This is a genomic window from Undibacterium sp. Ji83W (assembly GCF_049340385.1).
GTDB lineage: Bacteria > Pseudomonadota > Gammaproteobacteria > Burkholderiales > Burkholderiaceae_D > Undibacterium.
On sequence record NZ_JBMPOZ010000027.1, the window covers coordinates 26,902 to 39,743 of the forward strand.

Consider the following 12,842-nt stretch of genomic DNA (forward strand, 5'->3'; position numbering starts at 1 on the left):
TCTTCTGCTGCCGCGTTCACCCGCGGCGGGCAAGGCCAGCGCATCACATTGTCACCAGTTTTTTCAGCATCAACATCAGCAACAACAGCCAGCCGCAATGGCCAGCTAAAGCAGCAACGAATTTGCACCAAAGCGTTACACCCAAGTTTTACCCAGCAGATTTATATCCAACAATTAACACCGATTTTTTAACACGAGAACGAGTGCGTTTTTTAGCATGTGTACGCGCTCGCCCAAAATTTTGTGAGGACTAGTATGAAAACATCCCTGACAGACTGGCTGGTCACTGCCCTGGCGTATATCGTCATCTGCGCTGTGCTCAGCATCATCAATAATGAAGAAGACAAAGTGCCGGGCGCAGACCAGCCTGAACAACAGGCAGCGCCTGCCAGCCAGGCTGCAGCAACACTGCATGCCTCGGTGAGTGCATCAGTGAATTCACAGCTCACCACAAAAATCAAAGAGCAGCACACTGAACGTAGCGCCCTGCACCAACTAGTGCAAGAGGCAGAACGCATGACCGGCTTTGGCGCGAGTGTGCAATGAAACATAGCCGCCAATTACATGCCGTCGGCAATGCCCTGTTCGATGCGCGCAGCAGTCAGTGCATGGCGATTGCCTATGGCTGGCAGACCGAAGCGCATTACGACGCCAGCGGCAATATCTGCAACCCGGATGCCCTGCAACCGTCCGACGAAGCCATTGCCAACGCCCGCCTGTGGGCGATGGCACCAGAGCTGCTGGACAAGGCACAGGCCCTGGCTGCCAAGCTGCCACAAGATAATCACTGGTTTGCCGCCGATGAAGCACAAGCCCTGCGTCTACTTTGCCAATCTTTAGAGAAAACCAGCACATGAACGATACACACGCCCTCATCAACCACCTGCACATGCGTGTGCGCATCATGTGTGCGGTCTATCGCATGATCAGGAATTTAGGTTACAGCCGCCTGGCGGCATGCAAGACAGCACTGCAACACTGAACGATTTTTCTTACTGCAAGGCGACAACACACATGGCATCTGTCAATAAAGTTATCCTCGTCGGCAACCTGGGCCGCGACCCTGAAACCCGTTATGCCCCCAGTGGCGAAGCCATCAGCAGCATCACCATTGCCACCGCCGACAGCTGGAAAGACAAGTCCACGGGCGAGCGCAAAGAACGTACTGAATGGCACCGCATCAGCTTCTTTGGCCGCCTGGCAGAAGTGGTGGGCATGCACCTCAAAAAAGGCGCATCCGTCTATATCGAAGGCAGCCTGCGCACACGCAAATACAAGGACAAGGATGGCGCAGAAAAATTCATCACCGAAGTACGCGGCGACACCATGCAGATGTTGAACAGCAGATCAGCGTCCCAGGCAGATGGACCGGATGGCGCACCGGCAAGACCCCGCCAGCCAGCCCGCGCGCCTGAAACCTGGGACAACATGGATGATGATTTGCCTTTCTGATCAGCAGTAAAGACCGCACAGATAAAAATGTAGCAATTCCCTCCCCTTCAAGGGGAGGGTCAGGGTGGGGATGGGTTTCTTATGCAATTTGATGACGAATTAATCAACCGGAATCCATCCCTATTCCAAGCCGTCCACTGGGCAGCCTGCAAGCTGCTTAGAGTTGGCCGGCGCAAAGCATGCTTTGCGAAACCCCGACAATCTCTCCCTTCAAGGGGAAGGAAGTAACAACCCAAACAACCGCCGAAAGGACACATCATGAGAAACGACATCGCCGTACGCTATGCCCAGGTAGCGCAAATCCTGAGTGACAAATTCCTCTTCATTGAAGACATCATGCGCGAGCTGCGCACTTCAGAAAACTATGCGCGCAAGCTGGTTGCGGACCTGTGCTTTTCTGGTCACGTCGTACAACGCGCCATCCCCAATAACCGTGGCCGCAGCAAGCTGCAGTTTGGCTGGCACAGCGGCAAGCCTGCGCCCACCATCTACACCCGCCAGATCAAGCCAAGCGCAGAAAAAATCCGCCGCACAGATCCGCTGATGATCGCGCTGTATGGTGAAGCCTGACGCCCATACCCATCATGGCATTTAGCCTGATAGACGCAGGCAACACATAAACCAAAAAAACATCACCACAGGAACATTATGGCAATGAAACGCATCATAGGCCCAGACGGCCTGCCCTACCTCATCGATACACAAGAAGAAGACGGCGAACAATCCAATGACTGGGCCAGCCCCAATTTTCCGTCTGCCATGCAGGATTTCTCAACAAGCCGTTTATCGCCTTACCCGGACACGCAAGCGATCGCACCGGTCAGAGGTTTGCTATTGCGTGCCATGGCGGCTGGCGATGATGCAGGTGATGATACTGAACAGTCCCCGGAAGTTGGCAATGAAGGCCTTACCTTCTCTGACAGAGAAGACGGCGAGGGATTGGAAGATTCGCCAGACGACAGCATTGATGGGCCAGCAAGTCAAGGCAATCAGACCAGTGCTTATTCCGAGCAATCAACTGGTGAGAAAAATCAGGCAAGGAAAACAGGTCTGTTAAGTCGTTTTACCGATACCCATGCAAGAAAAGAGGGAAATGAATTTAGCGCCAAAGGACAAGATGCCCGATTCCGCAATCCTATGGAACAAATTCCGGGTAATGATCCGTCTATACCAGAAGTACAGAATTCAGATGGCTCATGGACTTTGCCATTTGGTGGGAATGCACATCCGATCACGCCATATAATGGGCATCAAATACTCAAGGGAAGAGACAGACCTGTTAGCTACTCCAACGCAGAGATTGATGAAAAAAATAAAATCATCAACGTCAAAGTTCTCATGGACTATCAGAAACCGTCTTTATTCAGTCGTTTCACTGGCTTGAGCAAACAGGTGACTGACGAACAGTTTGAAAAATATGCGACACTGGCGAATGAGGGTATCGCGCAATACTGGAGCAGGAAAATCAATCTTAATGGAGAAGACTGGACAGTCAATGTAAGGCCTGAAAGATCAAAAGATGGCTTGCCTTTCACCCTGGCCAATCCTGGTAGCAAGATATATGGGGATTTGAGTGAGCGCTCGAGCAATCCATATCCAACCGGGTCAGGAAAATTGTATTACGATACAGATTATCGTACTGATGCAGATGCCATGCTCAAGAGAACTGCGGGACATGAATTTGGGCATGCAGTATTAACAGATGCACGCAATAAAGATTATTCCTGGGGACATGAAGGTACATCAACTTTCTATGGTAATACTTATGAAAAAGCACGCCCCTATCCGATAGAGGGAGAAATCAATCTCATGCAGTACTACAATGATAATCCACAGGTAAATCGGAACCAATATTTAACAAGGAGTATCGCCAGTGAAAACGACGTTAAGACACTCATTCATCTTGCTGGCCGCCGCAAGTAATCTGCTGTTCAATACGCCGAAAGCCCAAGCTTGGGAACAGAAATTCGATCTCGAATTCAGGGTACTCAATTCGACAAAATATGCCATCGATTTTTGTGACACTCGTCCACCTGATTGCAGAGCTGTCGCTCCGGGAGATACCTACACAAATGGGCAAATTACAAACGGAAAACAAATTCCCAATTTTTATTATTGGCTATATGGTACCGTCATCAAGATCTGTGGAAAAAGTATGCCACTGAGCAGGGTGATCACGTCGCCGGTGTCGGAAAAAAATGATAGGGCTATTGTCTTTTACAGAATGAGCATCACTGAAGAAAGCACTCAGCAACTATGCCGAAATACCAAGCAGACTACAGGAAAGCCCCTTTGAATAAGGAGTATCGCCATTGAAAACGACGTTAAAACACTCATTCATTTTGCTAGCCGTCGCAAGTAATCTGCTGTTCAACACGCCGGAAGCACAAGCCTCGGAGCAAAAATTCGATCTCCTCTTCACTGTAGTCAACTCAACTGCCCAGGCAGTCGAGATATGCGACCATAGTCCGACAGAATGCAAAAAAATAATCCCGGGAGATACCTACCAAAATGGGTACATCACAAACGGAGAACAAGTTTCCAATTTTTACCGCTGGTTATATGGTACTACCATCAAGATTTGTGGAAAAAAAGTGCCCCTGAGCAGGCTCAGCACGCCTCCTTTACAGGAAAATAATGGTCGAAGCATGATCTTTTATAGAATGGCAATCAATGAAGAAGGCTTTCAGCGCGTATGTAGCGATGAAAAAAAGCCAGCAGGCAAACATCCCTGAACAGGCAATATTTGTTAAGCGCACTTCCCCTATCGGGACTTCCATATCCAAAAATGCTGGCGTTTATTTGACGGCTGACGGCAGATATTCCAGTGTAGATAATCAAAGATATGGCAAATAATTCTCGCACTGGCAAGAACAACTATCCTGGCGCTACCCTGCCTGCCCCATATCGAGCCAGGCCACACCCTATCAGCGCAGTAGATGATGACGAGATACTGAAGGGCAGCAAGCGCCCACTGGCTTATGCCACTGCGAGCATGGATGATGAGCATAAAATCATCCACATCAGCTTGCGCATGAACTATGGCAAGCCATCCGGTTTTATCTGCATGGCAGGGCTGGCCACAAAACCCAGTGATGCTCAGTTTGAAAAATATGCGGAGCTGGCTGATGAAGGCATTGCTAAATACTGGAGCAGAACCATCACGCTCAAGGGTGAAGAATGGGATGTCAGGGTAAGGCCGGAAAGATCAACAAAGGGCATGCCCCTGACACTGGCAAACCCGGGAAGCCCTTTGTTTGGCAACCTGAGCAGACGCTCCCGCAATCCATATCCGTTTTTTACTGGCACTTTGTATTACGATGAAAACGACGGACCTGACCCTGAGCGCTCGTATGCCATGACTGCGGCACATGAAGTTGGCCATCCACTGTTGACACATGCATTTGGCGCGAAATGGTCCTGGGGACATGCAGGCACATCATCCATGCTGGGCAGGAGATATGACACTGCACCAGAATGTCCGGCACAAGGCGAGATCAGCCTGATGCTTTATTACAACAGGAATACCAGCTGCGTCATTGATAGTGACAGTGTTTTTAAAAGAACCATCGCCAGTGAAGACGACCTTAAAACGCTTTTATATATTTCTGGCCGTAGTAAGTAATATGTAGCTTGGTGCTGCAGAGGTAAAGTACGTAGTACGTAGTGCGCTGGGTGAGTTGTAGAAACATACCCTGCCTGCTCTACTCACCCGGACATGATGATTTTATACGCACATTGTTGGTGTTTTTAATTCTTGCAATTGCCTCAAAAAAATAGGGGAAGCCTGTATGGCATATATAGATTTTTACGACGTGCACTTGCGGGTAGAAGGACCAGCCCCATCGTTGAAATTGTTTTTTGAAAATCATCTGGCAGAAGATCGGTTTTCATTCACGTCTATCGTGCACATGCCGGCTGCTCTGAATTTCGAGTTCAATAATTTTGTCGACGATGGCTATGCTGCCTTATATGGGGACTCGCATACTCTGACTGGCCGCTGGATGTTCAAGGAAGCGGCGGCAAGTTATGGCTACCCGTTTCCGCTTGCAACAAAAGAACAAGTGCTGAACTGTGTCAAGGCCCTGGGTGAATTTGGTGAGGCCAGGCTATCCCTTGGAGAATTGTTCAAATCCAACCTCGACCACTATGGACATGGACATGCCAGCACCTGGTGCAAACAATACTGGGGAATAAGTGAAGATGTTTCTGACGCTGTGATCGTCATTGAGGACGAGCGCACAGACATTATTTTTGAACTATCGCTGGCCATGCCCAGGAAATTATTAAGCTTGTTGTCCAGGCGCTATGCAGATTTGCAATTGACTGCATCATCAGCCAAGCAGAATGGCAAAGTCGCAAAGAAAATTGTCATGCTGAATGGCAAGGAGTTACCCGCACCTGTACAGACACCGATTGAGATTCAAGCATCCGTCTTGCAGCTTAAAAGCGATGTGCAAGAAAAATATTACCAAGATATGTTAAGGCCGCACAGCCTTGATGATGCGATAACGATCAACCAGTACGGCAATCCTATGTTTTCAGGGAGCCAGGTCAGCGTTAATTTCATCAAGAGTCGCCTGGCCGAAGGCGATGAAGCAGAAGACATCGCATCATGCTATACCGAGCTGACAGACAGGCATTTGGCAGTGATACGCTTGCTGCAGCAACATTGGAAAAAATGAATTTCTTTACTTGTCCCGGCAAGGCTTCTTGCAGCTTGACCAACTGATTCTTCGCCTCTAAAAAGCGCAATTTCGTCACTCAGGCAAACAACAACGCGGCAATAGCAAAGGCAATTCCACCAAGCACCATATACCAGGATGCTTTTTCTTTTTCGAAGATAAACTCATGTGGATGACTGGGGTCATACAACACACTGACCGGCCTGCCAGCTTCAAAATCGGCGACCAGTTCAGAAGGGAAGGAATGCTTGGCGGTGATTTTTTCGCCTTTTTCTGTGGTGAAGCTAAATTCGGCAGTGTAGATCGATTTGCGTTTGGTGTAATTGCTGATGGGGTCAACGACAGCGGGTTTGCCTATGGATTTCATGTGCGCGATGGATGAGCGCTCAGAGAAACCCGCCGCCATGAATGCAATACCGGCGACCACGCCGAGGATCTTGAAAAGAATACCCTTTTTTGCCATGCTCACGTCTCCGCCTTATCTATTTGATGATGCGAGTGTAGCATCATGATGATGGCGGCAACAACATCTGCTTGCGCAACGTACCGCACCGCACCGCAACTCATGCGACCGAAATACAAAGGCGTCTGCAACAGATACAGGCCAGCAGCCCTCCGCTATAATCTCCATTTTGAAACTCAGACTGCATCATGCAAGACCCGCTCATCACCCTGCTACTCGCCCATCAACCCAGCGACGCCACTGAAGCCGCGCATGTAGCAAACGCGCTGAACTTTGTGCGCACCACCGCGAGTTGCGGCAGCCGCGCCACATTGACGGGGCATGTCACGGCATCTGCATGGATACTCTCGCCAGACGGCAAATCCGCCTTGCTGACACATCACAAGAAACTTAATCGCTGGCTACAACTGGGTGGACATACCGAAGACGATGATGACAGCATACAGGCCGCTGCCGCCCGCGAGGCAAGGGAAGAAAGCGGCATGACTGATTTGCAGTTAGTCAGCACGGCACTATTTGATGTGGATGTACACCCCATCCCCGCCAGAGGCAGCGAACCTGCGCATTATCACTACGACTTGCGCTTTTTATTCCAGGCCCAGCATGTGGATTTTAATGTGAGCGAAGAATCACATGACCTGGCCTGGGTGGCATTGGCTACGCTGGCGGCAGAAGATGGTAATGTGTCAGTCGCCAGGATGGCGAGGAAGAGTTTGGGTGCATCCGGGTTTGCGGATGTAGTGGCGGTCAAATGAATGACGCTGGCAAAGATATGGTCGTGTGTAGAGTGTGTAGAGTGTGTTATAGCGCCCCTGCTCACCTTGAGGGATTAGTGTCCGCATGAATGCCGCAAACCCTCCGTACATCCATTTTACGTAACGGCCCCAATCCCGTCATGCCGGACTTGATCCGGCATCCAGCGGCTTTGTTTATGTACTGATATCGCATTTATTCACTGCATCGCAATGCACTGCCCTGCTACTGTCCTCGCAATAAAACACCGCATGGCTTGAAGACTAACGACACTGGATGCCGGATCAAGTCCGGCATGACGGGTGGCAGGCTTATGCGCGTTGCCAACATTGTCCTGCATTACCCTGCAATACAATTTAACAGCAGATGCGTGAAATGATTTGCGAAGAGCTGAAACGAGTGATACCTGTGGTGCGCGCGGCGCACCCTACTTCAGACTATCCGCAGTGCGCTCAGTTGCCAGACAAATCTCAGTCCGCCACACAAGCTCGTTTAGCCTTGTCTGTACGCAAAAAGCTGGCACCATTCGCAAAGCTGGCGTGGGCACCACAGCGTGAATTGCATCCATCGCCCGCGGCTGACAAAACGATCTGATGGTGTTTGACGGTCAGCTTGATCTGGCAGTTCTGGATATCAGATTCGCCTTTGCCTGGCAAATAGCTATACACATTGCCAGCCAGCGCAAACTTGCCCTTGAGACTGCAGAGGTGACCATTCGCTTGCGTCAGCACGGTACTTACCTGCGCCTGGTCATTACCTGTGCTTTTGATGGTCAGGCAGTCCTGTGCGATCGTATGTGTGCCATTGGCAAATTCCATGTCATGGCTGAATTCGTAGTTACCATCAAGCTTGCCATCGATCTTGCTATTTGCCGGTGCATCTTCATTCCACTGCACCAGGAACACAATACGCCCGACATAGGCCTTTTCCAGGCATTGCACATTTTTGCAGGCATCACGTGTCGTGCGCAGCCAGCGTTGCTGGCTGGATTTGAGTACCTCGGTGGTATTGGTGCCTGTGGCCGGGCTGGCCGCTTTCATTGCGGCCTTGTAGGCACCGGCCAATTGCTCGTCGAGGATGGACAAGTTGTTTGTCTCACATATCATGCGTTCCACTGGCTTGGTGGGCTTGCTGCAGTCAAAGCTGGCGGCGTGGGCTGTGCTGGCAAGAAGGGAGAACAAAGCGAGAGTGAAAAATTTGTGCATAGATTTTTTTAAAATTGTTTGAAGACTAAAAGTTACTTTTCAAGAATCTTTAAGGCAAATGATTCTTGCACAAAGACATTAAGAGCTGTCCGAAACCTCTTTCATCTGTAAACACGTGCAAGCCAACGAGACACCGACTCCTTTCTTTTGATTTCTTTCGTCTCAGCGACTGCATTATTCTTTATGACCATCAAAATTATCTTATCGACCTGGATTGGGTGTCCGCTCATGGCGCTGAGCAATTTGAGTGGGCCCAAAAAAGAATTATATTCTTCACGAACTACAACAATATCGATCCCATCCAATTCGCATTGAAACAAGATTTCATCGGCGTCGGCCAAAACAAGTTCATCAAGTATCAATTTCCGGTTTTTTGAGATATACCTTTCTATCTGGGGCAATTCTGAACCAGTAATTGATGCAATTTTATGCAATTTGATATCAGGTGTGCTCACTATGTAATTCGTTTGCGGGATCCCGTCTTTTTCTTGCAGAGACAACTGCACTTCATTGGCGAGTACCATTGAGGAATGCAGCAGGAGTGCACTTACAATTAGGCGTATCATGAATTGAACAGCTTGCTTAACTATATGCATTGGTTCTTTGTGCTTTCAAACAACTGCCGGCATTACCGAGTGACGTCCACCAAACAGCTGTGCGCACCATCGTGGCATGTCAAGAGTGATTATCGTAATCAAGGCTGGTGCGCACGGCGCACCCTACTGGCACTGGTTATCGCAGTCGTTTTTACATCACCGCAATCAGGCGCACTTGCGCGGCTTTGTTTTCTGCTTCGATACAGCGCAACAGGATGATCTGCAATTCTTCCAGCACTTCATTGTTGTCGCCTGATTCGGTCAGGGCAGCTTCCAGTGCGCGTATGCTGGTCAGTAATTCGGTGGGATTGACCCATTTGGCGTTTTCGGCCAGCCAGCTTTCATCGAGATCGTCTTCGCTCATGTTGTATTCAACGTCCGAATAATCAACAAACTCACTTAGCGGCTGCACGCCCAGTTCTTCACACTGGGCATCGATATCTTCGAGTTCGTCAAGCAGGTAACCCAGGTCATCGGGTGCCATGTCGTCGCTATCGCTGTCGAGTTTTATCCATAAGACCATGCTCATGATTTGGTTTCTCCGTACTTGATGAAATTGTTGTCTTTACTCAGGAAGGCAGCAGGCCGTCGTTGATGATGTTGACGTAGTCCAGCCCATGGCGCCGGGTCGATGCCAGCACTGAGGTCACTTGCTGGTAGGTGGTAGCATGGCTGGCACGCAGAAAGATAAACTGGCGACGGTCCTGGCGCAGCGCGAGTGCCTGAAAACGCTGCTCCAACTGTCTCTCCGTGAGTACCTCGCCATTCAATTGCAAGCTGCCATCGAAATCAATGTCAACGAAATTGGTATCCGCATTCTGGTCAAAAAAGGCGCAACCGCTTGCGCCATAGTCAAGGAAATGCCTTTCTGGCGGTACAGTCATGACCAGCATGGCGATCAGCGCCAGCATGATACCTATCATGGGCGTGCTGTCCAGCGACAACAAGACTTCATCTTCCCTGTGCGTAGCCCGGGCCGCCAGTGTGTTCATCATGCCTTTGTCCTGATCGTGTAGTGTTGCGTATCATCGCGTATTACTATGCTGCTGCACTCATCTTACACATTTTGTACGGCTGTTGCAAAGAGGGCAATCTGAAGTGACGAAAACGGGGTAGCATGGCAGCTGGCTCGTGCAAAAACTGCCCTGCGTCGCCATCGGCATTCGCATGCGCAATCCACCAGCAAGCACTCACCAGCACAATGTTAAATGGCCATATGTATGCATGGCAATAGCAAGCACCTATCGTCAGTGCCAGTGTGCATTGTACTATCGGGCAACAAGCCAGCCCATGCTTGTGCGTTTTTAGCATCAGGCGGGTGGGCAAAAGAAATTCATCTTGATGTTCTAAGACAAGTTCTGGGGACTGTGGCATTATATTTGCGAAGAATGTAGAAATAAGTCAGTCCGACCCCGGTAAAGGCGAGAAGCATGAAAATCTATTCTGAAATCATCGTTCTGTATGACCACGTCGCCATGCCAGGCGAAGATGATTTCTGTCCGGCGTTCTGGCAAGCAGAAGAATTTGATTCAGATGGTGATTTTTATGGCGATGACGAGTCCAGGGAGTGGACTACGCTCAAGCTGACCAAGCATTATGCCAATGGCCGTAATAGTGACTTTCATTTGTATGTACACCGCGAAAAAAGTGGGGATGCCACGCATGAACTGGCACGCTATTTTCAATACCGTGATGCAGGCCAGTATAAAGAAAAGAAGTGCGTGCAAGAAGCAAAGAACCTGTGCGTCGCCTCATTTGAAATCAGGGCAGCGTCACTTGAAGACTACCGCGAGTTTTTGCGCACCGTGCATTTTTTCCTGGAACACACGGGCGGTATTGCAGCCAATGTAGGTGGCTTTGATGCCTGGGATTTCAAGACGGAATTTGTGGATTGATGCTGATTGATGCTGGTTGATGCTTTATAGGGTGCGCCGTGCGCACCATGTCCGTGAATCACGGGAGATAAAAAGCGGTGCGCACGGCTCACCCTACTGCCGATGCGATGGACTTCGTTATGCTACCGCATTCGTCATCTCATAATATCAACGCTGCCTTACAATAGCGATACGATAAACAAGCAGCAGCATCTTCATGAATGATCAGGATTTCTGGCACATCGTTGCCGTCACCAATCGCACGGCGCGCTATCAGCGTTATCGTGCCGAAGACCTCGAATACCATCTCAGCAAACTGTCGCCTGAGCTCATCGCCGAATTTGATATTCACTTCCACAAGCTCGTAAATCAAGCGGATATTGGTGATGTGTATGGCGCGGGTAGTCTGTTAAACCAGGATTATATGTCTGATGATGGATTTTTATATTTCCGTTACTGGTTGGTCTCTATGGGCCAAGCCGCCTATGAACAGGCGCTGCTTAATCCAGACAGTATGGCAAGATTGGATATTGTCCATGATCGTGATGGCGACCCGGATGTTTATGATGAGTCCTATTGTTATGCCATCTACAAAGCGTATGAAAAAGTAACGGGCAGGGAAATATTTGATGAGCCTAAAACATCCGAACCCCAAAAAAATTATATAGAGCCTGAAGAGTTCAACTGGAAGGATTACACCTACCTCACCCTGGAAGAAAAATTCCCACTACTGTGGAACAAATACCTGGCCAGTCAGCTGGATCGTGAAGCGGCCTATAAAAGATTTTCAATCAATAGTGAGGGGATCAGTGGGCAAGAATGAAGATACGGGCATACAATAACTTGAGCATGAGTTTGCATGCATCATCGAAAGTATCATGTCAGGGCCAGCCTTAAAAAATCAGCAAGTTGCTTGCTATGTCCAGGCATATGCATTCAACATCGATTAGATTTACCCTTATTGAAGCGTTAACTCCACATGGACAACAGCTATCATTCACTAACGAGGTTGATCAATGAAAACTCCAGGTCTGCAAGCTCTACCCCACTTCCTGATATTGCTGATGCTGGCCTTGCTTGCACCGACAGCGTCGGCAGCAACGGCGGCAACGGCAGCAACTGAGACGGCAGCGATTTTTAAAGACAAGCCCTACAACCTTGATCTGGGCGAGATCGAAGCATTGGACCCAAAACCTCTGGAAATTTCTGAGTTTTCTCCTGATGGGAGTAAGCAGGTGCAAGGAGTGAAAATTGTGTCAAAGGGGCGCATATTCCCTTTCACCTATGAAGTAATCACCTTCCCATCACCGGTGGGCAGCGACAGCGCAGAGTTATTAAAAACGATCAAGAGTGCTCTTGATAAGCACGAAGACATTATTTTGTCGCAACTGGCAAACAGTAAAACCCTCGGTAACTTCTTGCATTATTTCCAGCAAGTGTCAGTCCAAAACAAGCCGCACCATGTGTCGTCGAACTATATCTTTGTCAACGGTAAAACAACCTACCATATCGTTGGTACAAGCTATGGCCCCATGGTGATGCCGAGAGAAAAAGGCTGGGGACCACCTTCGCCTGATAAAAACGCAGACAGTGAAGCGATACTTTTGTTGAGGGCGCTGCGGTTTAAGTAAAGCCATGGCTTGTATAGGCTTGAATGAGGGGCGAATATTTTTAGCCCGGCTTGTTTTATCCGTCGCCTCAGATACTCGCCAGAGCTTCAGTCGGCGGAGCAGTCTGCCTTGCCGTGGCGACGATCCAGCCCCCGAACACCTGCACCTCACCGAACACATGTGTAAATTGCGTTTTGTACATCA

The 12,842-nt window shown here is 49.3% G+C and carries 19 protein-coding genes; 14 read left to right on the forward strand and 5 right to left on the reverse strand.

The window, feature by feature from the left end; genetic code table 11:
* Positions 1 to 255 precede the first annotated feature (255 nt).
* The 10 genes from ACO0LD_RS28385 (at position 256) to ACO0LD_RS28430 (ending at position 6,137) form a co-directional block, all read left to right on the forward strand.
* Positions 256 to 546: a hypothetical protein gene (locus ACO0LD_RS28385; RefSeq protein ID WP_423012313.1), complete on the forward strand. Its 291-nt coding sequence runs from the start codon at positions 256 to 258 to the stop codon at positions 544 to 546.
* The gene (locus ACO0LD_RS28390; protein ID WP_423012315.1) at positions 543 to 857 is read left to right on the forward strand and encodes a hypothetical protein; all 315 of its coding nucleotides are present in this window, start codon (positions 543 to 545) and stop codon (positions 855 to 857) included. The genes ACO0LD_RS28385 and ACO0LD_RS28390 overlap by 4 nt, the downstream gene beginning before the upstream one ends.
* A complete protein-coding gene (locus ACO0LD_RS28395; protein WP_423009173.1) occupies positions 854 to 982 on the forward strand; it encodes a hypothetical protein in 129 nt (42 codons plus the stop codon). The genes ACO0LD_RS28390 and ACO0LD_RS28395 overlap by 4 nt, the downstream gene beginning before the upstream one ends.
* Positions 983 to 1,014: 32 nt before the next feature.
* Positions 1,015 to 1,452: a single-stranded DNA-binding protein gene (ssb, locus tag ACO0LD_RS28400; protein WP_423012317.1), complete on the forward strand. Its 438-nt coding sequence runs from the start codon at positions 1,015 to 1,017 to the stop codon at positions 1,450 to 1,452.
* 258 nt (positions 1,453 to 1,710) lie between these two features.
* Positions 1,711 to 2,022: a hypothetical protein gene (locus ACO0LD_RS28405; RefSeq protein ID WP_423012319.1), complete on the forward strand. Its 312-nt coding sequence runs from the start codon at positions 1,711 to 1,713 to the stop codon at positions 2,020 to 2,022.
* A gap of 189 nt (positions 2,023 to 2,211) precedes the next feature.
* Positions 2,212 to 3,375: a hypothetical protein gene (locus ACO0LD_RS28410; protein WP_423012321.1), complete on the forward strand. Its 1,164-nt coding sequence runs from the start codon at positions 2,212 to 2,214 to the stop codon at positions 3,373 to 3,375.
* On the forward strand, positions 3,326 to 3,748 hold the full coding sequence (locus ACO0LD_RS28415) for a hypothetical protein (RefSeq protein WP_423012323.1): 423 nt from the start codon (positions 3,326 to 3,328) through the stop codon (positions 3,746 to 3,748). The genes ACO0LD_RS28410 and ACO0LD_RS28415 overlap by 50 nt, the downstream gene beginning before the upstream one ends.
* 16 nt (positions 3,749 to 3,764) lie before the next feature.
* Positions 3,765 to 4,187: a hypothetical protein gene (locus ACO0LD_RS28420; protein ID WP_423012325.1), complete on the forward strand. Its 423-nt coding sequence runs from the start codon at positions 3,765 to 3,767 to the stop codon at positions 4,185 to 4,187.
* A 110-nt stretch (positions 4,188 to 4,297) separates the two neighbouring features.
* Entirely contained in the window at positions 4,298 to 5,077 is a 780-nt protein-coding gene (locus tag ACO0LD_RS28425; RefSeq protein WP_423012327.1) for a hypothetical protein, read from the forward strand.
* Between the two features lie 166 nt (positions 5,078 to 5,243).
* Entirely contained in the window at positions 5,244 to 6,137 is an 894-nt protein-coding gene (locus tag ACO0LD_RS28430) for a hypothetical protein (protein ID WP_423012329.1), read from the forward strand.
* Positions 6,138 to 6,216: 79 nt separating this feature from the next.
* Here the strand turns inward: ACO0LD_RS28430 and ACO0LD_RS28435 are convergent, their stop codons facing one another.
* Entirely contained in the window at positions 6,217 to 6,600 is a 384-nt protein-coding gene (locus ACO0LD_RS28435; protein ID WP_423012331.1) for a DUF3592 domain-containing protein, read from the reverse strand.
* Between the two features lie 188 nt (positions 6,601 to 6,788).
* Here ACO0LD_RS28435 and ACO0LD_RS28440 point away from each other — a divergent pair, with 188 nt between their 5' ends.
* Positions 6,789 to 7,355 (forward strand): NUDIX hydrolase, encoded by a 567-nt coding sequence (locus ACO0LD_RS28440; protein ID WP_423012333.1) that lies wholly within the window; start codon positions 6,789 to 6,791, stop codon positions 7,353 to 7,355.
* 468 nt (positions 7,356 to 7,823) lie between these two features.
* Here the strand turns inward: ACO0LD_RS28440 and ACO0LD_RS28445 are convergent, their stop codons facing one another.
* The 4 genes from ACO0LD_RS28445 to ACO0LD_RS28460 form a co-directional block, all read right to left on the reverse strand.
* On the reverse strand, positions 7,824 to 8,558 hold the full coding sequence (locus ACO0LD_RS28445; RefSeq protein WP_423012335.1) for a lysozyme inhibitor LprI family protein: 735 nt from the start codon (positions 8,556 to 8,558) through the stop codon (positions 7,824 to 7,826).
* A gap of 101 nt (positions 8,559 to 8,659) precedes the next feature.
* Positions 8,660 to 9,082 carry a hypothetical protein gene (locus tag ACO0LD_RS28450; RefSeq protein WP_423012337.1) on the reverse strand — a complete coding sequence of 141 codons (423 nt, stop codon included), beginning with the start codon at positions 9,080 to 9,082 and terminating at the stop codon, positions 8,660 to 8,662.
* 223 nt (positions 9,083 to 9,305) lie between these two features.
* Positions 9,306 to 9,683 (reverse strand): hypothetical protein, encoded by a 378-nt coding sequence (locus ACO0LD_RS28455; protein ID WP_422973589.1) that lies wholly within the window; start codon positions 9,681 to 9,683, stop codon positions 9,306 to 9,308.
* A gap of 40 nt (positions 9,684 to 9,723) precedes the next feature.
* The gene (locus ACO0LD_RS28460) at positions 9,724 to 10,149 is read right to left on the reverse strand and encodes an ExbD/TolR family protein (protein ID WP_423012339.1); all 426 of its coding nucleotides are present in this window, start codon (positions 10,147 to 10,149) and stop codon (positions 9,724 to 9,726) included.
* Between the two features lie 435 nt (positions 10,150 to 10,584).
* On the opposite strand from ACO0LD_RS28460, the gene ACO0LD_RS28465 reads away from it, so the two are divergent.
* From ACO0LD_RS28465 to ACO0LD_RS28475, 3 genes are all read left to right on the forward strand, one after another.
* Positions 10,585 to 11,049: a hypothetical protein gene (locus ACO0LD_RS28465; protein ID WP_423012341.1), complete on the forward strand. Its 465-nt coding sequence runs from the start codon at positions 10,585 to 10,587 to the stop codon at positions 11,047 to 11,049.
* A 196-nt stretch (positions 11,050 to 11,245) separates the two neighbouring features.
* A complete protein-coding gene (locus ACO0LD_RS28470) occupies positions 11,246 to 11,851 on the forward strand; it encodes a DUF4240 domain-containing protein (protein WP_423012343.1) in 606 nt (201 codons plus the stop codon).
* A gap of 193 nt (positions 11,852 to 12,044) precedes the next feature.
* Positions 12,045 to 12,659 carry a hypothetical protein gene (locus ACO0LD_RS28475; RefSeq protein ID WP_423012345.1) on the forward strand — a complete coding sequence of 205 codons (615 nt, stop codon included), beginning with the start codon at positions 12,045 to 12,047 and terminating at the stop codon, positions 12,657 to 12,659.
* Positions 12,660 to 12,842: the final 183 nt, after the last annotated feature.

Bases quoted from the DNA above. Each gene is read 5' to 3' on its own strand.
- ACO0LD_RS28385 (WP_423012313.1), top strand. From the start codon at position 256: ATGAAAACATCCCTGACAGACTGGCTGGTCACTGCCCTGGCGTATATC.
- ACO0LD_RS28390 (WP_423012315.1), top strand. From the start codon at position 543: ATGAAACATAGCCGCCAATTACATGCCGTCGGCAATGCCCTGTTCGAT.
- ACO0LD_RS28395 (WP_423009173.1), top strand. From the start codon at position 854: ATGAACGATACACACGCCCTCATCAACCACCTGCACATGCGTGTGCGC.
- ssb (WP_423012317.1), top strand. From the start codon at position 1,015: ATGGCATCTGTCAATAAAGTTATCCTCGTCGGCAACCTGGGCCGCGAC.
- ACO0LD_RS28405 (WP_423012319.1), top strand. From the start codon at position 1,711: ATGAGAAACGACATCGCCGTACGCTATGCCCAGGTAGCGCAAATCCTG.
- ACO0LD_RS28410 (WP_423012321.1), top strand. From the start codon at position 2,212: ATGCAGGATTTCTCAACAAGCCGTTTATCGCCTTACCCGGACACGCAA.
- ACO0LD_RS28425 (WP_423012327.1), top strand. From the start codon at position 4,298: ATGGCAAATAATTCTCGCACTGGCAAGAACAACTATCCTGGCGCTACC.
- ACO0LD_RS28430 (WP_423012329.1), top strand. From the start codon at position 5,244: ATGGCATATATAGATTTTTACGACGTGCACTTGCGGGTAGAAGGACCA.
- ACO0LD_RS28435 (WP_423012331.1), bottom strand. From the start codon at position 6,600: ATGGCAAAAAAGGGTATTCTTTTCAAGATCCTCGGCGTGGTCGCCGGT.
- ACO0LD_RS28440 (WP_423012333.1), top strand. From the start codon at position 6,789: ATGCAAGACCCGCTCATCACCCTGCTACTCGCCCATCAACCCAGCGAC.
- ACO0LD_RS28445 (WP_423012335.1), bottom strand. From the start codon at position 8,558: ATGCACAAATTTTTCACTCTCGCTTTGTTCTCCCTTCTTGCCAGCACA.
- ACO0LD_RS28450 (WP_423012337.1), bottom strand. From the start codon at position 9,082: ATGGTACTCGCCAATGAAGTGCAGTTGTCTCTGCAAGAAAAAGACGGG.
- ACO0LD_RS28455 (WP_422973589.1), bottom strand. From the start codon at position 9,683: ATGAGCATGGTCTTATGGATAAAACTCGACAGCGATAGCGACGACATG.
- ACO0LD_RS28460 (WP_423012339.1), bottom strand. From the start codon at position 10,149: ATGATGAACACACTGGCGGCCCGGGCTACGCACAGGGAAGATGAAGTC.
- ACO0LD_RS28465 (WP_423012341.1), top strand. From the start codon at position 10,585: ATGAAAATCTATTCTGAAATCATCGTTCTGTATGACCACGTCGCCATG.
- ACO0LD_RS28470 (WP_423012343.1), top strand. From the start codon at position 11,246: ATGAATGATCAGGATTTCTGGCACATCGTTGCCGTCACCAATCGCACG.
- ACO0LD_RS28475 (WP_423012345.1), top strand. From the start codon at position 12,045: ATGAAAACTCCAGGTCTGCAAGCTCTACCCCACTTCCTGATATTGCTG.